This window comes from Mycobacterium sp. 2YAF39, from assembly GCF_052114565.1.
Lineage (GTDB): Bacteria > Actinomycetota > Actinomycetes > Mycobacteriales > Mycobacteriaceae > Mycobacterium.
On the sequence record NZ_JBFREZ010000001.1, the window covers coordinates 373,292 to 396,279 of the forward strand.

A 22,988-nucleotide genomic window follows, 5' to 3' on the forward strand; every position below is an offset into this window, starting at 1 on the left:
CTGCCAGGCGTTCTCAGCCTAGGCGCGCAGTCTCCTGCGCCGAGTACAAACTGATCGAGGTTCCGAGGTACCACACCGCAGTGACCACCACCGGGAACCACGTGCTGAGTCCACCTTCGACGGCGAACGGGCCGTTGGGGATGAAGACACTGGCCGTTCCCGCCAGGTTGACCACTGCGGCGATGACGGCCAACCAGACCGTCCACCGGGCCAACACACCCTGCTCGAGGACACAGGCCGCGTACGCAATGGCGGCGACCGCGACCATGAACCCGCTGAGTGCCAGCAGGACGAGACTGAAATCGGCTCCGATCGCCCGTACTGCCGAGGGCGACAACTCATCTGCCGCTCCGGCCGCGACGATCCGGATGGACATCGACACGAACGACAACGTGGCGACCGCCACCGTGGCCACGAAGAACATGTCGCTGAGATGACGACCGGTGGGGGACGTGTAGAGGACGCGCCGCACGGCGAGCGCGAACCAGACAATGAAGATAGTGGCCAGCGCGTAGAGCCAGCCTTGGGCGACCACCGAGCCGCGGTGGTCGATGAAGAAGGTCCGAACCGCCGCGCTACTTGCTTCGCCGCCTGGCGGCTGACCGGTCAGAGCCGGCGTGACGGCGGCGATGAGCACGTAGGCGATTCCGGCGACGCCGCCGGTGCGATTCCAACCGAAGCGAGTCATCGAATTCCCCCGATGTGCGATCCTGCGCGTCACGAGAGTAAGTCCGATCGGCGCCCGAAATGTCGGCTATCGCAATTCCACTCTCGGTTTAAGCCGACTGGAGCAACACGAGTCGAAGCGATCGTCAGCCAAACCACGCGCGCGGATGTTGCGCTGCCACAGTCTGTATGTGACCCTCCTTTGTCGAATGTATTTATTTGCAACTGGTTTGGGGTGTGCGGAAATGCCTTCCGGTGTTCTGAAGCCCAGGCCGGTCATGGCAGCTCCGATGATGAGGGTTGGGTTCGCGCCTTTTGCGTAGTTAAAGATTCGCGGGCAGACGTGAGACGACAAGGAGACGAAAAATGAGTGGTCTCATCTGTTTGACGACCAGAAAAGGGCATGTCAGCCTGGTGCGCCGGGAACGACCGACGAAGGAGTAGACGTGGCAGACCTCGAGCCGCACCTGAAGTTCGAGCGCGACGGCGACGTCGTGATCCTCACCATGAACAACCCGCGCCGCAAGAACGCGCTGACACCGCAGATGATCACGCTGATGGCGCAGGCCTGGGATGAGATCGACGCCAATGACGGCATCCGGGTGGCGATTCTGACCGGCGAAGGATCGTCGTACTGCGTCGGCGGTGATTTGGCCGATGGATGGATGGTCAAGGGAGCCAAGCCGGCGCCGTCGGCTGACAATAGACCGGTCGGCACCATCATCAGTGAGGGTTTGTTACTGAGCCGGTCGCTCGCGAAACCGTTGATCGCCGCGGTCAACGGTCCGTGCCTGGGCGGTGGGTGCGAGATGCTTCAACAGACTGATATTCGGGTGGCCGAAGAGCACGCGACGTTCGGGCTGCCCGAGGCGCAGCTGGGGCTGATCGCGGGGGCAGGTTCGACGGTCCGGCTGAAGCGGCAGATCCCGTACACCAAGGCGATGGAAATGATTCTGACCGGCGACCCGCTCTCCGCGGCGGAGGCGTATCACTTCGGGTTGGTCGGACACGTGGTGCCCACCGGACAAGGGCTGGACAAGGCGCGGCAGCTCGCCGCGCGGGTCGCCGCGAACGGACCGCTGGCAGTTCGCAATGCCAAGGCATCGATCCTTCTCAGCGGCTGGCTCGATGACGAAGACGCCCGAAGAATCGAGCAGCGCCTCGTCGTGGAGGTCATGCGATCGGCAGATGCCAAAGAAGGGCTAGCGGCCTTTGCCGCCAGACGGGCGCCCCAATTCACTGGCGAATAGACACTTTTCGGGATGATCCGCTGTCAACTAGTTTCGCGGCGTGATGCTTACGGGGATGTTTCCCTGGCGCGGTAGGCCGGTGATGCGGTCATAATCGGTCTCGGTTGGAATCAGTCGACCCACAGTACTTCCCCGGGAACGGACTTCGTCGTCCTCGGCAGGCATGCCACCAAACGCGTGGTGGGTTGCGACGACGTCGCGGCGCAGGCTGTCGTCGGCTTCGAGCACGCTGGGGATGCTGTCGTGCGGTGACGTGATCGTCACCAGGTCACCGGATTCCAGTCCCAATGCGGCGATGGCATCCGGATGCATGTAAGTGGGGTTGTAGGGCGTGCCCCGGTTCAGCTTGGCCAGGTTGATGCCCGACGAGTTCATGAAGTTGTTGTGGCGTCGCGGCACCAGCCGGAAGGGAAACGCGGCATCGCTTCTCGCCGTGTGAAAGTCCTCGGCGCGATAATCGGCGAGGTCCGCGAGCATATCGCGGTTGCCGACGTCCAACTTGGCGGTGCAGTCGGCATCCTTGTCCTCGACGACCGCCTCGACGTCGAAGATCTTGCCGTGCGGGTGACTGCGGACTTCGTCGAGCGGGATGCGCGACGTCGAGCACATCGTTTCGAAGATCTCCTCGGTGGTGATTTCGGTGTCACCGTTGAAATTGGCTACCACCGGCGGTGATTCCATGAACTTTCCGCCGCCACCGCCGAAGAAGTTCACGAACCAGAGTTCCAGTCCCATGCGTTTGGCCAGGCCGAGGAAGAACTGCCACTCCTCGGTCAGGTCGGAACCGGGCGGTGGCTCGACGAGACGCGGCACGTACTGGGCGTAGGGGGCGGGGATGCCGGTGCCGCTGGTGTAGTACTTGATGAGTTCGCTGCCCATCGTCATGGCCGGTGTTTCCATCTGCATCATCGGCGCGATCACATAGTCAGCCAGCCGCGAGGTCAGGGACATCTCGGTGTCGAGAGTGACCAGTAATTCAAGACTTTCGAGCGCCTGAAGGGTTTTTCGTTGATCCGGCCATGCCGCCATCGGGTTGCCGCCGATGCAGATGAGCGCCTTCACCTGCCCCTCACCTTCGAGCAGGATTTCGTCTGCCAGTGCCGCGGTGGGCATTCCGCACACCGCATCGGTCAGACCGCGGACCCGCAGCCGCTCGCCGTATCCCCAGCCCTCATAGGGCGGATGCGCCTGAGCTTTGGCCGTAAATGCCGGGAGCAAGGTGTTCGGTCGTGTCACGGGCTCGCCGGCGCGCTGCCAACGCCCGCATATCGTCGTCAGACACAGGCACAGGTATTCAACGAGGTTGCCGTGCATGGCCATATTGGCGCCCGTACCGGCATTCACCATGCCACCACGTTGACCGTACGACGCGAACAGGTGGGCGGCGTCGATCAGTTGTTGCTCGGGGATGTCGGCGCGTTCGGCGACATACGCGGGGGTGAAGTCCGACACCGCGGTAACTAGCTCGTCGAAGCCGTCGACGTTCTCGTCGAGAAACTGCCAGTCGCATAGCTTTTCGGTGATGATGATGTTGATGATTCCTGCGAGGATCGCAGAGTCTTCACCTGGCCGGGGCTGAATGTGCATCTCAGCACGCGCGGCCGTTTGTGATCGGCGGGGGTCGATGACGATGAGTTTCATCCCGCGGCTGATTGCGTTCTTGAGGCCCTGCGCGGGGTTCTGACCGGGAATGCCGATCGCCTTGGACACGAGCGGATTGGTGCCGACCAGTATCCAGCTGTCAGCTTCGTGGAAGTTGATATCGCCACCCAGCCAGTGGCCGTGGGCGGCAAGCGCGATCTGCTTTCCCGGTTGGTCGATTGTGTTGGCGGTGAAGAACATCGGGGACTCGATGGCCCTGATGAATGCATTGGCCATCAGGGCGGATGCCGGATAGGGCAGACCATTCGTACCGAGATACAGCGCCACGGAACGTGGTCCGTATCGGTCCATCAGATCGCGAAGTGCAGAGGCGATCTCGTCCATCGCGCGCTCGGCGTCGACGGGCGCGTATGTCCCGTCGGCCTGCCGCTTCTGACTGTGCAGGAGTCGTTGGGGGTTGTTGTGTATCTCGGGTAGGGCTCGGCCCTTGGCGCACGTGTAGCCCTTGAACAAGGGGTTGTCCGGGTCTCCTGCGACTTTGGACAGCTTGCCGTCGGTGATGGTCACCAAGACCCCGCAGTGCGCCGAGCAGATGCGGCAGATACCCGGCCGTGTGGTGGTCGACATGACATCCCCTCCTCGCGAAGGGTTCGTGACCCTGCTCGTCGAGGCCTAGCCGCCCTAAGCTGACCCCATCGCGCTGAGGGTAGGCCCTGCGAACGGTTTTTGTTCCCGAACGGGAAAAATGTCTGTGTTGCGGTGTCTGGAATGAGAGGCTCGACTACGTGTCGGAAGCGGCAGATGGTGCGATGAGCCCGCGGCAGCGGGGGCGACCGCCACGGATAACCCGTGAGCGGATCGTCTCTGCGGCGCGCAGCTTGCCGCCGGAGGCGCTGACGATGCAGGCAGTCGCGGATGTACTCGGGGTCGACCCCAAGGCGCTCAACTACCACGTCGGACATCGCGACGGACTGCGGGAACTGGTGGCCGTGGACGCTTTCGCGGCTGAGCTCCGTCAGGTTGCCATCGCCACCGACGGCGATTGGCGTGAGGTGCTGCGCGCCTATTCCACGGCGCTTCGCGACGCAACGGTGAAACTGGGCCTCCTCGCCACCTACTTCCGGTTGCCTGCGTCCGGCCTCGGAGCACTCGAGCCGGTCGAGCGTGTGCTCCAGAAGCTGCGGGAGGCGGGATTCTCCGTCGATGACGCGGGCCATGTGCTTCGCCTCGTCAGCGAGCTGGGTCATGCCGCGGGCCGAGAAGCGGTGTTCGTGTCGCAGAGTCGCGAGCTGCCCAATGTCTCCGAGATCGCGACGGCCCTCAGCGCGGCAGCCGACGACGCCTTTCCGTTATTGCGTCAGGTGGTCGCTGCGCAAGACGTGACTGCCGGCAACGACCAGCAGCTGGAGTACAGCCTGGATGTGGTGATTTCCGGATTGCAGGAGAAACTCACCTGATCAGGATTTTTTTCTGATCGGGAAAAAAATCCTCTAAAACTGCGCCCGCCGACACCCGGACTGTCTAACATCCGTCCGAGGTACACAGTCCTTCACTCCCCGAACAGGAGACCCGAATGGCGAATCAACTCCATCACGTGGTGATGCGAAGCCACTCGGCGGACACATTCGTCCAATTCCTGACCGAGGTGGTGGGCATGGACGTGCAGCTCCGCTTCCGAGTGCCAGGCGAGGTGCTCCAGACAACGCTCGGTTGGCCACCGAGTGACGGTGCGGACGTGACGATGCTCGGCAACGGAACGGTGGGGCTGGTCGAGGTGCTTGACGTTCCCGAGCATCTGCGCGACGTGGCACCGGAAGGGCTCGCCGCTCTGTCGTTCCTCGTGGACGACTACGACACTGTCCAAGCCAATGCCCGCAAGTTCGCCAGCGACGTGACGCCGATCGACACGGGCCTGCCGGGTATCGACCTGTTCTTCTGCACCATCGGCGGTGTGCCCGTGGAATTCATGGGCAGTTACGAAGCCGATGCCATGGCGGCAGTCACCTCTGATGATGGATGACTGCGCGACGCTCGTGGCCATCGAGTCGATCAAGCGACTCAAGGCTCAGTACTGCCGTCTGCTCGACGCCAAGGACTGGGCGGCGTGGCGGGAACTGTTTTCCAATGACTTTGTCAGCGACATCGCCGGCGCCGGCGGATCTGTGCTCGCCAGCGCGGATGACTTCGTCGCATATACCCGCCGCGCGATCGGCAAGCCCTCGCAGCTGACCGTGCATCAAGTGCACAACCCGGAGATCGTCATCGAGTCCGAGACCGCCGCTCAAGGGGTCTGGGCTCTCAACGACGTCGTACGCATGGTCCCGGCGATCACGCTGAAGGGATATGGGCATTACCACGAGAGCTACGCCAAATACGAAGGTACTTGGCGTATCACGTCGCTCAAACTGACTCGTCTTCGCGAGGATGTCGCCACACCCGTGCTCACGTTCTGTAACGCCAAGCGACTCCGCGCCGCTGCCATGGCGGTCGCGCGCCGAACCTCCTGACATCGACGGCCTATCGAGAGGTGCACTGCAAGAGATGAACGAGTTGTCGGGCAAGCGAATTCTGGTAACGGGTGTCAGCGGAGTTGTCGCGTTTCCGGTTGCGTGCGCGCTTGCGGAATCGAACGAGGTCTTTGGCGCGGCGCGATTTTCGGATCCCGTGCAGAAGCAGATCCTCGCGGAGGCGGGCGTCCGTCCGGTTGTGTGCGACCTCGCCGACCCGGATCTGAGCCCTCTCCCCAAAAACGTTGACGTGGTGATCAACTACGCGGTGCTACCGCCGTCACCAAATGCATACGAGGTGAATACCGGTGCCGCAGGGCGGCTTGCGCGGCGTTACCGAGAGTGCGAAGCGTTTGTCCACGGCAGCACGGGGTCCTTGTACGCCTACCAGGGTGAGCGACCCTTGCGCGAGGACGACGAGTACGGCCTTCATAGCTCGGCGGAAAACTATGCGGCCAGCAAGATCGGGGCCGAATTCCTGTTGAAGCACCTCAGCGTCGACTACAACTTGCCGACGACGATCGTGCGGATCTTCTCGTTCTACGGCCCACGCGGTGGCGGCGTGACTCAGCGGGTCGATCAGATCATCCGGGGTGAGGCCGTCAGTGTCTATCCAGGTGTGCGCAACGTTCACACTCCGCTGTACGAAGATGACTACGTCGATAAGACCATCGCCGCGGCCGGCATCGCCAAAGTCGGGTGCGAGATCGTCAACGTCGGCGGGACTGAAGCGGTGACGACACAAGAGTACTGCCAGATCGCGGGCGAGATCCTGGGCAAGGAACCGACATTCGTCGAAAACAGCAGGGCTTGGCCGATATGGGCTGACACCACCAAAATGGTTGAGGTCCTAGGGCATAACAAGGTGTCGGTGCGCGAAGGCGTACGCCGGGTAATCGAATCGGCCCAGCACCGATTGCATACATCCCACCACGTCATTGGCGCACCCGCGAAGATATGAGACGGAATCCATGATCACTTTCATTGCGCACCTGCGCGTACCGGCCGAAAACGTGTCGGCGTTCGAAGAGTTGATGACGACGGTTGCGACGACGACCACTGCCAACGAACCAGGGGTCATCTACTACGGTTTCGCGCGGAGTGTGGAGGAACCGGACACCTACGTGGTCATTGAGATCTACCGCGACCAAGAGGCCGTGGTGGCGCACGGCGATACCGCGTGGGTCCGAGAGTCGGTACCAAAGTCCTTGGAGCTGATCGAAGGTATGCCACAGCTTGCCCAGTACGTCAGTCCTGGATTCGTTCCCGTCGAGTCGCGTTTCGAGGATCTGACGTGAATCACTCGTTCGCCGGATGAAATTGCGCGGCGATGTCGTCCAGTGACAGTGCAGAGGCCAACCGGACCGTCGTTCGTAGTTTCATGGATGCATCGGGTCCGGGCGGTCAAGCCGTAAGGCGGGCCCTGCTGCACGACGAATGCGTCGTCCACACCGCCTGGGGGCTGCCGTTCTCGGGTGAATATCGGGGTCCCCACGGCTTCTTTGAGCTGATGTCGGCGATGAACGAGGTCCTGGAGCTTGCACCGGGGCCCATCGTGGAGCAGTCACTCGCCGTTGACACCGTGGTCGCGAGATTTCGGTTGACGTTCACCGCACGGTGCTCGCGGATGAGCGTTGAATTCGGGGTGGTCGAGATCTATCGCGTCCGAGGCGGTCGGATCACCGAGCTCGACGTGTACTACAAGGACCCGTCGGCAGTGGCGGCCCTTCTGGCGTCACCAACTGACTGAGGGCCAGTCACATGTCGCCGGGTCAATGGCGACGCCGGCTGCGGCGGGTATGGCATTTTGCGAATCACGAAAAGATCTCCGCCATTCACTATTTGTTGGCATTCCCGACCCGACCCAACGCTTCCCTGGAATTGGTCGCGCCGAACGGCCATCGTTACCGGTGCGACGGTCTCCGGGCGGAACCGCGTGCCCGGAAGCCCGGAATGGTGCAGGCGAAGGTTTGCTAGAAATGCAGCACGATGTCAAGCTGCGCGGCGATCCCACCGCGCAACACGCACGACATTGTCCGGAACGGCGGCCTGTGCGAGCGCCAGATCGCTGAGCAGGTTGAACCGGATTGCGAACGCCTGCGCGTTACCGCTGGCGCCATACGAATAAGGCTGTGAGCGGCGAATTTCGTGACTGGCGTTCTCGATAGTCAGGTGGACGGTGTCCACACCGTCCTGCCCTGGGGAGCCGACCATGTCGACGATGGCAGTGAGGCCGTTGAGCGGAATCCTCTCGGCGTCACGGCGGGATCCGACGATCAGATGACTGGGGGTCAAACGCAGATCGTCCCAGGTCATGAGCACATCGTCGGCGCGATCTCGCCAGCGCTGCGACAGCTCGGCAACCATTGCCACAACGACCAGAATGACGGCCGGTGCGAAAACCGCGATCCCGATGAGACTCAACTTCGGGTCCACCCCTACCCCCTCAATGAAGTGGAAAGTCCACTTCATTCGACTGTGATACCTATCACAGCATGCAGTCCGCGGAGTTTGCCCCGAATGGGAAAAATCCAAACCCAATTTTCACAAAATTTTTTCAGGGTTTACTTCAGGCGGCCTGCGCATGGCGATTGCCGGGCTTAACTGGGCGTTATCTATTCCGTTACACAGGGTGCCGAAATAGCGGACGCGGCGTTATCCATTCCGTTACACGGGGTGCCGAAATATTCCGTTACACAGGGTGCCGAAATAGCGCAGTTTATAAATGAAGGCAATGCAAGTGCTCGATCGAGCAGGCGACTGCAGGGGGATCGGCGCGCCGTCTCAGAACGTGACTTCCAGCCGTCCCGCGGGTTCGCCGCCACCACGATGCGCCCCATGTTCGGCGCCGAGTGCGTCGTGAGCAGGGACTTATCGGGATTGGTGGGCTTCGTCCAACCATGACGCCAGCGACTGTTTGCACCAGCGCACATCATCCTCAGCGTCATGACCACGCCATCTGCGCCGCACACGGTCCTGCGGGTTCGGTTTCGCCAAACACAGTCAATTGATTTTCTGGCGGGCTGAACTCGGAAGGCTCTAGTGATTCCGAGTCCGGCAAGTAATCGCCGAACCCGATCTTCGATATCGTCGCGGATCAGTCGAACCGCGTCGAGGCTCTCTCCGGCTGGGTCCGGCAGTCCCAGCTCTCGTAACGCTTGCCGGGGTAGACCGGGCAGGCGTCCTCACATCCCATGGTGACAATCACGTCGGCGGCTTGGACGACCTCGTCGCTCCACGGCTTGGGGAATTCGCCGGTGATGTCGATGCCGACCTCGTTCATGTCGGCCACGGCGGACGGGTTGATCTCGCCACCAGGTTCAGAGCCTCCGGACCACGCAACCCCTTGCTCTCCAGCGAGGTGATTGAAGTACCCGAGAGCCATTTTGCGAACGGCCCGCGTTGTGCAGAGGAACAGAACGGTGGGCTTGTGGTCGCTCATCTCGCACTCCTCTGGCAGGTGGCCGGTGGTGATGCGGTTCTTGGTTGCGATCTCGACCACCCTCGGTCGAACATGACGTTCGCCAAGATCGCACCGATAGTGCCGCCAAGAGTTTGAGCGATGGCGTAGGAGGCGACATGACTGCCGCTGATGCCGGTCCCCCCGCGGCGTCCCAGGATCCAATCCGCCACCGAAACAACAGGATTGAGATGCGCACCAGACACCGGGCCGAACACGAGTATCAAAGCCGCCAGCCCCAGCGCGGTGGCCGTGGAGTTCTCAAGGAACTGCAGACCGACGTCATTTGGTGAGAGCTGTTGGGCCGCAATGCCGGGACTCCACCTCCACGCCAAGGTGATTCAGGGTGGTGTGACGCTGTATCGTCGGCGCGGGAGGCGGCCATATGGTGACCTACACAGTCGCGTGGGTTCGGCGCGTCGATGAATTGGGGCGCGGTAATGATTAAGGGCGGGCTCGCGCTTATTGCGGCCGTGCTGTTACTTGGGGCGTGCGCTGAGGAGGGCGACGCTCCAAACGCGCCGGCCCCAACCACGCAATCGAGCCAGGCGGCCACGTCGCGCAAACCAGAATCGGACCCCGCCATCGCGGCGCAAAGCCAGGGCGTGCTGGATGCTGCCGTCGAGGCCGATAAGCCGGGCTGCTCGGCTGCAGTCGGAATCGAAGGAGACGTTGTCTGGGCCGGCACTCGTGGCCTCGCTGACTTAGAAACCGGTGCCAAGATCACGAAGGACACCGCGTTCGACATCGCCTCGGTGTCAAAGCAATTCACCGCTACCGCGATCCTGCTGTTGGTGGACGACGGCAAGATGTCGCTCGACGACACACTCGCATCCCACGTGCCCGGCTTGCCCGCATGGGCTGAAACTGTGAACGTCGGGCAGCTGATGCATCAGACCAGCGGCATCCCCGACTACATCGGGCTGCTCGAGGACGAGGGTTACGCATACACCGACCGGACCACGCAGGAGGAGGCGGTGCAGGTGTTGGCAAAGGTGCCGGACCTGCAGTTCGAGCCCGGTGCCCAGTTCGACTACTCGAACTCCAACTACCTGCTGCTGGCCGATATCGTGCAACAGGTATCCGGGCAGTCATTGCCCGACTTCCTGTCCGCAGAGGTCTTCAAGCCGCTTGATTTGGCGATGGTTGTCAATGCCACCCAGGGCGTTCCGGGCGCCGCGTTGCCCTATGACTTCGACGAGAGCACCGGCGAGTACTCCGTGGCGGTCTCTGCGTGGGAGCAGATCGGCGACGGTGCGATCCAAACCACGCCTACTCAGCTTGTCCGTTGGGCGGACAACTACCGAACCGGCAAGGTGGGAGGCCAGAAACTTCTCGACGCTCAAGTCGCAGGCGCAGAGCCAACCGACCCCGGCGGCGACGACCGCTATGGCGCAGGCATCTACATACTCGCCGACGGAGGGCTCAGCCACGATGGATCCTGGTCGGGGTCCGTCACCGCCTTCCGCATCAGCGACGACCGACGGACATCCATCGCGATCAGTTGCAACACCGGCGACCAGGACCCGGAGGCGATGGCCGAGGAACTCGCCAAGTTCTGGCTATAGCTCTCGCGGGTGTTAGTCGACCTGCTTCCACCAGGAGACCACAGCCATCACCATCGCGGTGACCAAGGCGACGAGCACCCACAACACGAGGGCAACGTCTATCCATGCGCCCGGCGGTGGTGCGCCAGGCAGGATATTTCTAAGCGGCACAACAGCGAACAGCATTGCGGCATACCACGTCAGGAACGGCATCTGGAATGCCTTACGCCTCGTGATCACCTGCAGCGCCGTGACGATTGCCAGCGTTGGCAGGGTGATCAGCACGATGCAGATGCCGAGATCGAACGCCAGCGGGCCGAGCGACCGCTTCAACGTCAGCTTGGTCGCTACGTCGGTGCCGGAATCGTTGGGACCCGGGGCGGTTTCTTCGGAGGTGATGTCCCAACCCTGCAACGCCCCTTCGACTTCCACCCGAGCCGGCATGTACTGCCGGTCCTCGCCAGAGCCGACGAGCAACGTGGCACTGATGGGTTCGGTGGTGTACCGATCGAACGGCCAGTTGTTCACGTCGCCGTCCAGGTCGAGAGTGGTGGTCTTCTCAGCTGGGGACTCACCCGCTGGAAAGTTCAGGTCGCCCAACGTGTTCCACGGGAACAGGCGTACCGAGATGTCGGTGTTGAGCACTTCGAGACGTTCATCGGTGAGGTCGTCCTGGGGGATGACGAGCACCTTGATATCGGCTTGGTAGTCGACGGTACGCAACGCCTTCACCGTGATCAGCACGACGGTCTCCGACCCGTCGCCGACATCGGCCGGGCCCAACTCCGTGGACGAGCCGGAGAGCTCCCAGTACGCGAACAGCGTGACCCCGTAGGCCAACACGAAGAGCACGACAACGCTGAGAATCGCGACGATGCGCCGTCCTGCGGACCGGGGCTTGGCGCCGTGGCGCGATTGGCGCTCTGGCGCCTGCGGGTTCTGGGGTTCCACGGACGGAATGTTAGGGGTGCTCATAGGTTCCTGTCTTCGCTTTCCGGATAGCGGTCGACACTGATGTCATTTTGTTCACCCGCCCGCTGCAAACCGACTACCAGCGATTTATCAAGATCACATCTGTGAGCGTGTTCTTTACTTCCAGTGGGGGTCGAGCAATGTCGACCAGGCTTGGTCGAGCTGTTCCCACTCTGCCGGGCAGCCCTGCGCGCGGTCCTCGGGCAGTTGGCCGTTGGCCACCAGGTCACCGTTCGCCTCGGGATTGGACCCGTAGATCCAGCACTCCAGGTTGTACACGCGCTGCAGATCCAGCGAGTGCTCGTCGGCCATTTGATCGTCGCTGTACTCGGTTTGTACCTCGGCACTGGCGGCGAAGCCTCGTGCGAAGTCCTTCACGGAATCCACCGACTCCGGATCCTGGCCGTCCTCGCCTGGCGTCAGCAGGATGAACGCGGAAGCCTGATCGGCAACGTCTTCTTCGCGGCCGGTGACGGGCAGGTCGTAGATGCTGATCGTCATGTGGCCGACCTCGTGATAGAAGGTCGCATATTCGGAGTTGAGCGCCGACTGAATGGGATCAGCATCGCCCGCCTTCTTGAAAACACCTTCGCTCCAGTCGGTGTCCTCGTAACACATGGTGATCGCGTTGTCGCTCTCACTCCAGAATGCGTTTGGCTGACCGCATTGCGAACCTTTCAGCGCGATGTCGTGAGGAAGTTTGAGCGACTGGTTGATGTCCTCGGCAAGGTCTTCGAGCATGTGATTTTCCTGCTGAATCTTGCGCCCGTTGATCGCTTCTGGTGTGCTGGCGTCCTCGTAGGTGACGATCATCGTTCCGCCGCCGTCGCCGTCGGCAGGAGCCTCGGGGGCGGGGCCGTTCTTCGAATCGACGTCTTCGTCCGACGATTGCGCCGCCGCTGACGACTCCGGAGATTTGGGCTCCTCCTTGGGAGCACCACCGCATCCGGCAACGAGCAGCGCAGCCGCCAGCACCGGCAGAAATTGAATTCGCATAACACCTAACCCCTTAGATGTGACCCCTGCAATTGACACGGTCGCAGATTTCGACCGCGAAGTAAATGGTGGCGACACCATCGTTATGGTCCGTAAACCGCTGGCCTATTGAGAATCCGCAAAGGGCACCGCGTCGACGACACCCCCTCCGTTTACGTCGCCGCCGAGCAGCACCGTCGACGTTCCCGATGCCGGGTTGTAGTTCAGGAGCGATTCGCCGCTCCCGCACGACATCGTTGCCTGCAGCTGGAGTTGGCCGTCGGCGACGCCGAGCACTCGGATGCTGCGGTGGTCGTCCACATCTGGCACGGACACCGGGGTGGTCGTTCCGTCGGAAGCGTTGAGCTTGGCGAGGTACACGACACCGCAGCCGCCCGCCGCCTGTACGAACGTGCCTTCCGACAGCTGCCAGGCGTTGAGATCGCCGAGATCCTGGCCGCTACTTCCGTCGTTCTTTCCGGTCAGTGGTGTCGGCGCCGCACCGTCGGTGGGCACGAGCCACAGCCGCGAGTAGCTGAAATCCGGTCCGTAGCAACGCGCGAGGGCGACGTCGGTTTTCCACCATCGCACCGGAGTGCAGTCGCTGGCGTCGGGAACCGGCAAGGGCTTGATCGATGTCCCGTCGTTGCTCATCTGCGAGAGACCGGCGTCAGTGCCGAGCACCAGCCGCGTGCCGTCGGGCGCGGAAAGAACAGAAGCGTTGAAGGTATGCCCGAGCTTGTCCACCGGGTACGTAAGTTGTTGCTTGCCAGAGAGATCCACGCGTGTGAGCGATGCCGAGCTGTCGACGTCGTTCGACTTCACCAAGAGTATTGCCCTGCCTTCTGGCCGCGTGTAGCGCGGGGTCACGGCGTAGCCGCCCTTCACGATGAATGACGTCCGCTCGCCGGTGCGCAGGTCGACTTCGATCACGGTCAAGTCGTCACCCTGCCGATAGAAAAGGGCCCGGCTGCCGTCGCTGGACCAGTCGGCCAAAGTGGGCAGCGAACCGTTCTCGCCGGGCGCCTCGAACGTCGTGATCGCGTAACGGCCCCCTTCGGGGTTGACGAGGTACAGCGTCGTCTCCGCGTCGTACGGTGTCGGCTCGTCGGGGTTGAGATCATCGCCGGAATTCGACGGTGAGGCCGCGTTCCACATCGCGAGCATCCAGCCCGGGCCCACCTCTGACCACGGCACCTGTTGGATCGGCTCCTCGGTGTTGTGGCCGGCCATCTGTGCGGTCGGGGTTGCAGACTGCGACGTCTGCGGGGCAGGTGTGCCGCGCTGCGCGCCGGGTTCGGTGGACGACGAGCATCCGACCGCCACCCCGACCGTGGCCGCGACAACCGCGGCGCGAAAGAACATCTGATGCATGCGCGTTCCCTTCCAGTCGTGGAATGGTGCGCGCAACACCTTGAAGGATTCTTGACAAATTCTTGAAGCCGATACGACGGCGGCTGATTCAGTGTCTGCATCGTTTGCCCCATACGGCATGTAGCAAACACATCTTTCTCCTGATGTCCGGCCCCATATGAGGGCCATAGCTTTGTGATCAGCCGGTTCAACCGGAACGGACCACCGAAAGCCAGGGACACCATGAACACCACCGCAACCAAGAGGATCGCACTCGCCGCCCTGGCCGCACCGGTGTTGACCGCCCTGGCCGTCGGCCTGGCCGCCGGCGCCCACGCCGACGCGGACCCCGCCTCCACCGACGGCGCCGCCCCCACCGCGCCCACTGCTCAAGACACCGTGAACGATCTGAAGGACGCGGGCTTCCGCGTCACCGTCAACAGCAACGGAGCCACCCCCCTGGACCAGTGCTCTGTCATCTCCACCCGCCAGGAACGCCACCAGCACCACGGCCGCACCAACGACTTGGTCACCGTCTACGTCGACGCCTACTGCCCACCCGCCGCCTGACAACCGATCTGGCGAGACACACCGAGGCATCCCTGCAGTCGGCATACGCTCAGGTCCTCAACAATTTCGGAGGTAATACCACCCCATGTCGACCCATAGCACCGTGATCGAAAGTGTCCTCCTCGCCGCCGGACTGCCCGATGCTGAGATCGCGATGCGGGTTGCCGACATCGGCCCGGATGCTGTCGCCGATGCGGTGCTGGCCGAAGTGGCCAGTCGTGCCGCACTGCTGAATGGCCCGAGCGATAGGTTCGAGATTCAATGCGATCTCGGCTTCGGTGGCGAACAACTCGGTTACATCCTGGTGCTGGGCGACGGCGATCCCCGCGTCGAAAAGGGTTGGAACACCGACGCTGCCGTGACCATCCGTCAGGACTTGATAGACCTACTGCGTGAACTCTTCGGCCCAGTGGGACCGTATGGAGCCACCCGCGAGGTCTCGGCAACCGAGTACGTGAATTCGGAGTACTCCCCAGCTATCGCCGCCGCGATCTGGCCAATCATCGGTTCGATGGCGCAGCGCCCCAAGGATCTTTCCGAACTCGCTGCCCGGTTCGGTTCCGACAAGTGGGGAGGGCGTTGGTATACGCCGCACTACCAGAAGCACTTTGAGCCTTACCGCGAGCTACCGGTCAAGGTGCTCGAGATCGGAATCGGCGGTTACGACGCGATCGATGCCGGCGGTGAGTCGTTGCGTATGTGGAAGCACTTCTTTCGGCGCGGCCTGATCTATGGGCTGGATATCTTCACGAAGACCGGCGTCGAGGAGAGCCGAGTGAACGTGGTGCAAGGGGACCAGGGTGACGAGGACTTTCTCGACTCGCTGGGCCGCGAACTGGGGCCGTTCGACATCATCATCGATGACGGCAGCCACATGAGCCATCACGTCCTCGCGTCGTTCAATGCCCTGTTCCCCCACGTGAAGCCAGGCGGAATCTACGTCGTAGAAGACCTAGGGACCGCGTACTGGCCGGCCTGGGGCGGTGCGACCGATCCGTCGGCTCAGTACAAGTCGATCGAGTTCATCAAGAGCCTCGTGGACGGCCTGCACCATTCCGAGCAGATCCGAGACGCCGACGAGAAACCTTCGATGACCGAGTCGACGATCACCGGAATGCATCTGTACCACAATCTTGCGCTCATCGAGAAGGGACGCAACACCGAACAAGGCGGTCCGGAGTGGCTCAAGAGGTACGACCACACCGGCACATACACCGAGGCGTGATCGTTTTCGAGCGCTGCTCCAGGCCTATCGCGAACTAGACTGCGGCACTTCGTAGTTCTGGATCGCTGACACGTTGTGAATCATCCAGACGTTGGGTTCGAGGTAGGTGGCGCGGTCGGCCCTGCGGTCAACCACCAGTGGTGAGAGCCCGCCGGGAAATACGTAGTCACCTGATTCCGGAAACGCCATCCCGAGCCAGGACTCCCATTCCCCGACTGTGCCATCGATGCGGTAAGAGGCCGGGGCAGACGGTCCCATGTGCGCTCCCATGCGTTCGTGCAGTCGCAACCACGGATCGAACAGCGAACCGTCGTCACGACGCCACGTCATGTAGCGCTCGATCGGTGTGATCGGATAGCGGTCCTTCCACGTGGGCCGCACAGGCGCGATCATGTGCTCCAAGCCGTGCCGGGCGGCGATGACACCCATTTCCTTCAGTATCTCGGCGGCGAGGCCGGTCCCGCGGCCATCCTTGGGAATCTCGGCTGCGATGGCACACAGTGTGTTGACCGGCAGATTATTTTCGAGCCGGTTGAAAGCGTCGGCGATAGTCGCGTCGAAACCCCCGGGCAGCCCCTCGGGTGTGCCGTCCCACCAGCAGGGCACTGTGTGCGCGTCCGCGATGACCTCCCCGGTCTGCGCATCGCACATCGCGAACTGATACTCCGGGAGGTCGTCGGTCAGACGCGACCACGACAGCAAGTAGGTGTCGCCGTGAAGGTTGAACTCCGGCCAGATCTCCGTGTCGGGAATCGATTGATTCTTCAGCTCGGGTTGTTCCGCCATAGTTATCGCCGTATGTGCCATGGGCTCAACGCTACGTGCGTGCAGGCCTGTTGGGACTGGATCAGTGGTCGGCATTCGCCGCACCTTCGGGTGTCGAAGTGGAGGCCGGAGCCGCAGTTGACGCCAGCGCGTCAGGGGAGTCTTCGCCCGGCTCGTGGTCGAGAACGTCGCGATTGAAGATCAGCATCTTGGCGAAGTAGAGCGCCCCGGCGAGGATCAAGCCGACGACGACCAGGTCGGGAACCAATGAGCTCCCGGGTGACACCAACGCGAACAAGGCGATCACCACCCAGACGATCGCGGCAACCGTCACCGGTACCTCGAAGCGCCCGAGGCTGAAGCTGCCTTCCTTGCGTTCCAGCCGTTTTCGCACCGCGAGGTACAGCACGGTGACCGCGCCGTAGATGAGGGCGGGCAGGGTTGAGGACGCGATGATCAGCTGCAGGAGCGCCGAACCCGGCAACGCGACCATGAGGACGACGCCGATGGCGAGGATCAGGATGGTGGCGAGGATCGGCGTCTGGGTGCGCGGATTGACCCGGCGCAGAAGCTTGTAGCCGGGGAAGCGTTCATCGCGCGCCATCGCAAACACCTGTCGCGAGCCAGCGGCCATGATCACCATCCCCGAGCCGAACATCGCAAACGCAATCGCCGCCAACAAGATTCGCTCCATCACCGGTCCGAGCTGCTCGCGGATGATTGCCGCAACCGGCGATCCGCTGGCGGTCACGGCGGCGACGTCCTTGATCGCCAAGGTGAGGATGATGACGAACAGAAATCCGAGCACCGCTGATGTCACCACCGAAGCGACGATTGCGCGCGGGACACTGCGAAACGGGTCCTTGGCCTCCTCGGCGAGGTTCGCTGCGGAATCGAAGCCGACCAGCGTCGTGAGCCCCATGATGATCGCGAACATGAAGCCGCCGCCGATTGCGAAGTAGTTGGGTGCATCGGCGGTGACGCCTCGCGAGGTGAGGTTGCCGACCGTGCCGCTGCCGCTGAACACCATCACGACACCAAGGCCGATCACCAACACCGCCAGGATCGCCAGTTCGACTCCCACGGCGCTGGACGAGATCATGCCGAGCAGGCGCGTTGAGGCGATGACGAGTACAGCCTGAACGAGCAACACCGCCAACGTAATCAGGCGCGCGACGTCCTCGTCCGGGGCCATGCCGGCCAGTGGCATGAGCGCTTGGCTTGCCAACGCGTTGTCCATCGCCACCACGGCGATGGCCAGGTACCAGAACGTCACCCACCCGAAGAACCAGCCCACCTTGGGATTCGCCAGCCGCGACGCCCACTGATAGGAGGACCCGCTGAGGGCGATGCGGGCCGCGAACTGTGCGACGACCAGTGCCACCAACGTCTGCCCGACCGCAGCCACGATCCACAGCCAGACCCCCACCGGTCCGGAATTCTGTAGGACGGAGCCGTAGGTCGCGAAGACGGCGACCACGACCGAGATGAATGCGAACGCGACGGCAAATACCTGAAACGGGCCCAGGGTGCGTTTCAGTTCCGGTGCATAGCCGGAACTGCGAACCCCGTCATCATCGCTGCGGGTGCCCGCGATGTCCTCCGTGGTCATTCAGGCCGCACGCTTTGTTCATAGCTGAACACGTTGTCAGGGTCGTACTTCGCCTTGACGGTGCGCAATCGGTCAACGTTGGATCCCCAGTACGCGGTCTCCCAGTCCGGCATACCGGCATTGGGGACGTTGACGTATGCCCCATTCACGTAGGGCCGCAACGCTTCGTCGAACTCCGCGATCCAGGCTTCGCACTTGGCGGTCAAGGGGTCATCGGATGCGGGAGCCCCACCACGGACTCCCCACCCTGCACCCGGCTCGGCGTAGAAAAGGGCATTGCGGTGGGCGAAGACCGAGCCGCCGGCAGGCTCGCTCGTCTTCACGGCTCCGCCGAATGCATTGGTGAAATAGTTGCAGTCCGGGGTCGGTGCGTTGGCCAGGAACGATGCGATGAGATCGATCGCTTCCGGCGGGAATGGTTCGGACATGAACTGCGAGACGAACTTCCAGTTCGCAGCTTCGCCGGCGGGCGGTATCTGAAATCCTTCGTATACATCCGTCCAGCTCGCGTCCTTGGTCGTGACGGCTGGCTCGCCGACCGACAGAACCGACTCCAGCATCTGTTTGGCCTCGTCCTCCGAGCCGGAGGCAAGGACCGCGGACAGCCCGATCCCATCGCGTCCTATTTCGAGTTGGCTCGTGAGGCGATCGTCGGCATACGGGGCGCTGCGTTGCCACGCCTCGAAAACCTCGTGCAGGTCGGCCAATCCGCGCCAGGCCGCGACCACATAGCTGGTCTGCGTCAATGGATGAATCTTGTAGGTGAGGGAGGTGACGATCCCGAAGTTACCGTTGCCCGCGCCGCGCAACGCCCAGAGCAGATCTGGGTTGTTCTGCTGGTCAGCAACAATTGCCGTAGCGCCACCGTCGGCCGATGCCACCACGACCTCCGCCGCGACGAGATTGTCGGAGGCCATACCGAAACTCCGGGTGAGCAGACCGAAGCCACCTCCCAGCGTCGCACCGACCAGCCCCACCGTTCCTTCGGTGCCGGTCGGCGCGGCGAAGCCGACCTCACCGAGGGCGATCACCGCTTCCATCTGGTTGAGTCCGGCGCCGACCGTGGCGGTGTTCGACGCCGGATCTATCTGCGCCGACTTCAGCCGGCTCACGTCGATCACCAGACCGTCGTCGACGGTGGACCAACCTTCCAGGCTGTGCCCACCGCTCCTGATCCGAAAAGGAACTCCGTTCTGCCGTGCCCACGTCAGGGCGTTGACCACATCCTGCGTCTCGGTGCAGAATACGATCGCCTCGGGATGGTGGCGGAACAAATGGTTGTAGCTGGTCCGGGCCTCGTCGTAGCCCGAATCTCCCTGGCGGACAACGTCACCCGTCAATGTGGTAGTCAATGCACAACCTCTCGATCAGTGTTTGAACATTTCGGTGTCACCCGGCGCGGTCTCCAGGGCCTCCCGGTTGAACTTCCACAGCTTCACGAAGTACAGCGCGCCGATGAGGAACAGCGCGACCACGATCACGATGGGCACCCTCGCCGACTCGGGGGCCACGATCAAGAACACCGCGATGACCGACCAGATCAAGGCGCTGATCGCGACCGGCATTTCGAAGCGGCCGAGGTCGAACGCGCCCTCCTCGCGGCCAAGTCCCTTGCGTACGCACAGGTAGAGGACGATGGTCGCGCCGTAAAGGAGCGGCCCGATAATCGTCCCTGTGGTGATCAGCTCCAGCAGGGCGTCACCCGGCATCACGACCATCAGAACGATCCCCAAGACAACGATCAGGATCGTCGCCGGAATCGGCGTTTGGGTGCGTGGGTTGACGCGGCGCATCAACCCGTGCGCAGGAAAGCGGCTATCGCGCGCCATCGCGTAGACGATCCGCGAGCAGGTGGCCAGGGTCACCATCCCGGCGCCGAAGAACGCGAAGGCGATCGCACCGAGCAGGATGTGCTCCGCGACCGGGCCGAGCTGATCGCGCAGGATCAACACCACGGGTGAGTCGCTGCGGCTGATTCGCGGGATGTCGTCGATGGCGACGGTGAGCGCGATCAGGAATAACAGTCCCAGCACTCCGGCCGCGATCACCGAGCCGACGACCGCACGCGGGACTGTTCGGTAGGGGTTCTTGGCTTCCTCGGCGAGGTTGGCTGCGGCATCGAAACCGACGAGGGTCGTCATGCCCATGACCGTCGCGAGCATCAATCCACCGCCGACACCGAAATAGTTGGTGGCGCCCTCGGTAATACCTCGGGACATGAGGTTGTCGACGGATCCCTTGCCCGAAACCGCGACAGCCACCAGAAGCGCGATCGTCAATACGATCACCAGCGTCAGTTCCAGACCCACCGCGCCGCTGTTGATCATCGCCAACAGCCGGGTCGACGCGATGACGATCACTGCCTCGATGATCATCAGCACCACCGTGATCACGCGCGCGGTGCCCTCGTCCTCTGCCATGCCGAGCAGCGGCATCAGGGCCATTTGGGCAAGCGCGTTATTGATGGCCACCACGCCCAATGCCAGGATGCAGAAGTTGGCCCACCCGAACCACCAGCCGACCTTCGGGTTGGCCAGTCGCGAACCCCATTGGTAGGAGGAGCCGCTGAGGGGGATGCGGGCGGCGAACTGCGCGATCACGAGCGCCACGAGCGTCTGCCCGATCGCCACGATCACCCACAGCCAGATTCCGACCGGCCCGGCGTTCTGCAGCACGTCGTCGTAGGTACCGAAAACGCCGACCGCGACCGAAATGAACGCGAACGAGATCGCGAACACTTGGAACTGGCTGAGCGACCGTTTCAGTTCGGGTTCGTACCCGCAGTCCTCGCAGAACTCGTCGGCGACGTTCTCCTCTGGAGCAACCTCTGTCATCTCCGTGCCTCCTGTCGCCCTGATGGGTGCCCAGACCTTAGCGAGCCGGAACCGCATACTCGCACGCTTTGACGTTTCCGACAGTTCTCGCGACCCCGCGCCGGAATCTCCCGCGCTGGGCGTGGTTTCAGCAACAGCCATACCGCCGCCGACGATGCCAGTAACAGAATTGAGCCCGCACCTGCCGCGACAGCGAGACCTTCGGTGAAGGCGCCTTGGGCGGAAGTCAGCAGAGCGTGACCCGACTCGGCCGGCAGCGCGAGCGCTGCTTCGTGCGCCGCGCCGAGCGTCTGCTTTGCATGCCACGCCACGTCGTCGTGGATGCCGGGCGGAATCGTCAGTCCGCGGTACCCGGCGGCGACGATGGAACCGAGCACTGCGATGCCCAGCGCCATACCCAGCTCGTAGCCGGTCTCGGAGATGGCGGCTGCGGCACCCACTCGCTCCGGCGGCGCGCTGTCGAGGATCAAGTCGTTGGCGACCGTGTACGCCAGGCCGAGGCCGGCGCCGACGACGAACAGAGCAATCCCGAGTCGCGGGTAGCCGGTGGACGGGCCGACCGTCGCCATCGACGCCAGCGCGAAACCGATGAGCGCCAACCCGGTCGACAGGACCGCGCGTCGCGACCAGAGGCGCACGGCGACGCCGGCCAGAAGGCCGAACACCATCGCCGCCACCGCGGCGGGCAGCTCGGCGAGCCCGGCATGGAACGGGCTGTACCCGTGCACGAGTTGGAAGTATTGGGACAGGAAGTACACGACGCCCGAAAGGCCGAGTACCGAGAGCACGTTCGCGGCGACGACAGTCGAGAAGGTGCGATTGCAGAACAGCCGGATGTCGATCAACGGATCGTGAAGCCGTAGTTGCCGTCGGACGAACAGTGTCAGCGCCGCGGCTCCGACCAAGCCGGCAACGATGGCGTCGACATGAAACCCGTTGTGGACGAACTCCTTCAGGCCATACACGAGGCCAAGTACTCCGACGAGTGAGAGCCCGACGCTCGGCAGGTCCCACGGCCCCGGCTTGGGGGTTCGCATTTCCGGCAATAATCTCGCGCCGCCGAGCAGCAGCACGACGATCACCGGAACGTTGATCAAGAACACCGAGCCCCACCAGAAGTGCTCCAGCAGGAGCCCGCCGACGACCGGACCCAGCGCCGTTCCGGCCGAGAAGACGGCCGCCCAGATGCCCACGGCCACAATGCGTTCCCGCGAGTCGGGAAACAACGCCCGGATCAACGCGAGCGTCGCCGGAGCCAGGGTCGCACCTGCAACGGCGAGCAGCGCGCGCGCACCGATCAGCAGCTCCGCGGTCGGCGCGTATGCGGTTGCGAACGACATGGTCGCGAAGCCGATTGCACCACCGAGCAACAGCTTCTTGTGACCGATGCGATCGCCGAGACCGCCCATCGTGACAAGCAGACCGGCCAGCACGAACGAGTAGATGTCGCCGATCCACAGCATCTGCGTGGCGGTCGCCCCGAGGTCCCTGCTGATGAACGGGGCCGCCACCGCCAGCACCGTGCCGTCGACACCGATCAGCAGCACTCCGAGGGTGAGGACCCCGAGAGCCGTCCAGCTGCGTGTCATCACGGCTACACCTCGTCCCTGGCTTTCGGTGATCTGTTCCTGTTGAAGCGGCTGATCACAA

General features: G+C 62.9%; 22 protein-coding genes and 1 pseudogene. 10 read left to right on the forward strand and 13 right to left on the reverse strand.

Going from position 1 to position 22,988, the window contains the following annotated elements:
- Positions 1–13 precede the first annotated feature (13 nt).
- Positions 14–688, reverse strand: a complete 675-nt coding sequence (locus tag AB4Z42_RS01925; RefSeq protein ID WP_442007425.1) for a hypothetical protein — start codon at positions 686–688, stop codon at positions 14–16.
- Positions 689–1,112: 424 nt separating this feature from the next.
- Between AB4Z42_RS01925 and AB4Z42_RS01930 the strand changes: the two genes are divergently transcribed.
- Positions 1,113–1,916, forward strand: a complete 804-nt coding sequence (locus AB4Z42_RS01930) for an enoyl-CoA hydratase-related protein (RefSeq protein ID WP_442007426.1) — start codon at positions 1,113–1,115, stop codon at positions 1,914–1,916.
- 27 nt (positions 1,917–1,943) lie between these two features.
- Here AB4Z42_RS01930 and AB4Z42_RS01935 read toward each other — a convergent pair whose 3' ends face one another.
- Positions 1,944–4,145: a molybdopterin-containing oxidoreductase family protein gene (locus tag AB4Z42_RS01935; RefSeq protein ID WP_442007427.1), complete on the reverse strand. Its 2,202-nt coding sequence runs from the start codon at positions 4,143–4,145 to the stop codon at positions 1,944–1,946.
- A gap of 182 nt (positions 4,146–4,327) precedes the next feature.
- Here AB4Z42_RS01935 and AB4Z42_RS01940 point away from each other — a divergent pair, with 182 nt between their 5' ends.
- The 6 genes from AB4Z42_RS01940 to AB4Z42_RS01965 all read left to right on the forward strand — a co-directional run bounded on the left by AB4Z42_RS01940 (position 4,328) and on the right by AB4Z42_RS01965 (position 7,775).
- The gene (locus AB4Z42_RS01940) at positions 4,328–4,975 is read left to right on the forward strand and encodes a TetR/AcrR family transcriptional regulator C-terminal domain-containing protein (RefSeq protein WP_442007428.1); all 648 of its coding nucleotides are present in this window, start codon (positions 4,328–4,330) and stop codon (positions 4,973–4,975) included.
- A 116-nt stretch (positions 4,976–5,091) separates the two neighbouring features.
- Entirely contained in the window at positions 5,092–5,538 is a 447-nt protein-coding gene (locus AB4Z42_RS01945; RefSeq protein ID WP_442007429.1) for a VOC family protein, read from the forward strand.
- Positions 5,528–6,025, forward strand: coding sequence for a nuclear transport factor 2 family protein (locus AB4Z42_RS01950; protein WP_442007430.1), 498 nt, complete (start codon positions 5,528–5,530; stop codon positions 6,023–6,025). The genes AB4Z42_RS01945 and AB4Z42_RS01950 overlap by 11 nt, the downstream gene beginning before the upstream one ends.
- 34 nt (positions 6,026–6,059) lie before the next feature.
- On the forward strand, positions 6,060–6,986 hold the full coding sequence (locus AB4Z42_RS01955; RefSeq protein ID WP_442007431.1) for an NAD-dependent epimerase/dehydratase family protein: 927 nt from the start codon (positions 6,060–6,062) through the stop codon (positions 6,984–6,986).
- Positions 6,987–6,996: 10 nt separating this feature from the next.
- The gene (locus tag AB4Z42_RS01960; RefSeq protein ID WP_442007432.1) at positions 6,997–7,323 is read left to right on the forward strand and encodes a putative quinol monooxygenase; all 327 of its coding nucleotides are present in this window, start codon (positions 6,997–6,999) and stop codon (positions 7,321–7,323) included.
- A gap of 83 nt (positions 7,324–7,406) precedes the next feature.
- Positions 7,407–7,775, forward strand: coding sequence for a nuclear transport factor 2 family protein (locus tag AB4Z42_RS01965; protein WP_442007433.1), 369 nt, complete (start codon positions 7,407–7,409; stop codon positions 7,773–7,775).
- A 242-nt stretch (positions 7,776–8,017) separates the two neighbouring features.
- On the opposite strand, the gene AB4Z42_RS01970 is transcribed toward AB4Z42_RS01965, so the two are convergent.
- The 3 genes and pseudogenes from AB4Z42_RS01970 to AB4Z42_RS01980 all read right to left on the reverse strand — a co-directional run bounded on the left by AB4Z42_RS01970 (position 8,018) and on the right by AB4Z42_RS01980 (position 9,820).
- Entirely contained in the window at positions 8,018–8,461 is a 444-nt protein-coding gene (locus AB4Z42_RS01970; RefSeq protein WP_442007434.1) for a hypothetical protein, read from the reverse strand.
- A 608-nt stretch (positions 8,462–9,069) separates the two neighbouring features.
- Positions 9,070–9,554: pseudogene (locus AB4Z42_RS01975) on the reverse strand (arsenate reductase ArsC); the annotation flags it as partial.
- On the reverse strand, positions 9,464–9,820 hold the full coding sequence (locus AB4Z42_RS01980) for an aquaporin (RefSeq protein ID WP_442007435.1): 357 nt from the start codon (positions 9,818–9,820) through the stop codon (positions 9,464–9,466). The gene AB4Z42_RS01980 and the pseudogene AB4Z42_RS01975, both read right to left, overlap by 91 nt.
- A gap of 87 nt (positions 9,821–9,907) precedes the next feature.
- Here AB4Z42_RS01980 and AB4Z42_RS01985 point away from each other — a divergent pair, with 87 nt between their 5' ends.
- Complete coding sequence (locus AB4Z42_RS01985; protein WP_442007436.1) at positions 9,908–11,053, forward strand: serine hydrolase domain-containing protein; 1,146 nt, start codon at positions 9,908–9,910, stop codon at positions 11,051–11,053.
- Between the two features lie 12 nt (positions 11,054–11,065).
- Here AB4Z42_RS01985 and AB4Z42_RS01990 read toward each other — a convergent pair whose 3' ends face one another.
- From AB4Z42_RS01990 to AB4Z42_RS02000, 3 genes are all read right to left on the reverse strand, one after another.
- Positions 11,066–12,007, reverse strand: coding sequence for a DUF4436 domain-containing protein (locus AB4Z42_RS01990; protein ID WP_442007437.1), 942 nt, complete (start codon positions 12,005–12,007; stop codon positions 11,066–11,068).
- A gap of 114 nt (positions 12,008–12,121) precedes the next feature.
- The gene (locus AB4Z42_RS01995; RefSeq protein ID WP_442007438.1) at positions 12,122–13,000 is read right to left on the reverse strand and encodes a DUF4344 domain-containing metallopeptidase; all 879 of its coding nucleotides are present in this window, start codon (positions 12,998–13,000) and stop codon (positions 12,122–12,124) included.
- Between the two features lie 105 nt (positions 13,001–13,105).
- Complete coding sequence (locus AB4Z42_RS02000; protein WP_442007439.1) at positions 13,106–14,353, reverse strand: hypothetical protein; 1,248 nt, start codon at positions 14,351–14,353, stop codon at positions 13,106–13,108.
- Positions 14,354–14,575: 222 nt separating this feature from the next.
- Here AB4Z42_RS02000 and AB4Z42_RS02005 point away from each other — a divergent pair, with 222 nt between their 5' ends.
- Positions 14,576–14,902, forward strand: coding sequence for a hypothetical protein (locus AB4Z42_RS02005; protein WP_442007440.1), 327 nt, complete (start codon positions 14,576–14,578; stop codon positions 14,900–14,902).
- 85 nt (positions 14,903–14,987) lie between these two features.
- Entirely contained in the window at positions 14,988–16,127 is a 1,140-nt protein-coding gene (locus AB4Z42_RS02010) for a class I SAM-dependent methyltransferase (RefSeq protein ID WP_442007441.1), read from the forward strand.
- Positions 16,128–16,151: 24 nt separating this feature from the next.
- Here AB4Z42_RS02010 and AB4Z42_RS02015 read toward each other — a convergent pair whose 3' ends face one another.
- The 5 genes from AB4Z42_RS02015 to AB4Z42_RS02035 are packed head-to-tail and all read right to left on the reverse strand — an operon-like array spanning position 16,152 to position 22,927.
- On the reverse strand, positions 16,152–16,934 hold the full coding sequence (locus tag AB4Z42_RS02015; protein ID WP_442007442.1) for a hypothetical protein: 783 nt from the start codon (positions 16,932–16,934) through the stop codon (positions 16,152–16,154).
- 40 nt (positions 16,935–16,974) lie between these two features.
- Positions 16,975–18,504 (reverse strand): APC family permease, encoded by a 1,530-nt coding sequence (locus tag AB4Z42_RS02020; RefSeq protein WP_442007443.1) that lies wholly within the window; start codon positions 18,502–18,504, stop codon positions 16,975–16,977.
- Entirely contained in the window at positions 18,501–19,856 is a 1,356-nt protein-coding gene (locus AB4Z42_RS02025) for an FAD-binding oxidoreductase (RefSeq protein ID WP_442007444.1), read from the reverse strand. The genes AB4Z42_RS02020 and AB4Z42_RS02025 overlap by 4 nt, the downstream gene beginning before the upstream one ends.
- Positions 19,857–19,871: 15 nt before the next feature.
- Positions 19,872–21,338, reverse strand: coding sequence for an APC family permease (locus AB4Z42_RS02030; protein ID WP_442007445.1), 1,467 nt, complete (start codon positions 21,336–21,338; stop codon positions 19,872–19,874).
- Positions 21,335–22,927, reverse strand: a complete 1,593-nt coding sequence (locus AB4Z42_RS02035; RefSeq protein WP_442007446.1) for an MFS transporter — start codon at positions 22,925–22,927, stop codon at positions 21,335–21,337. The genes AB4Z42_RS02030 and AB4Z42_RS02035 overlap by 4 nt, the downstream gene beginning before the upstream one ends.
- Positions 22,928–22,988 lie beyond the last annotated feature (61 nt).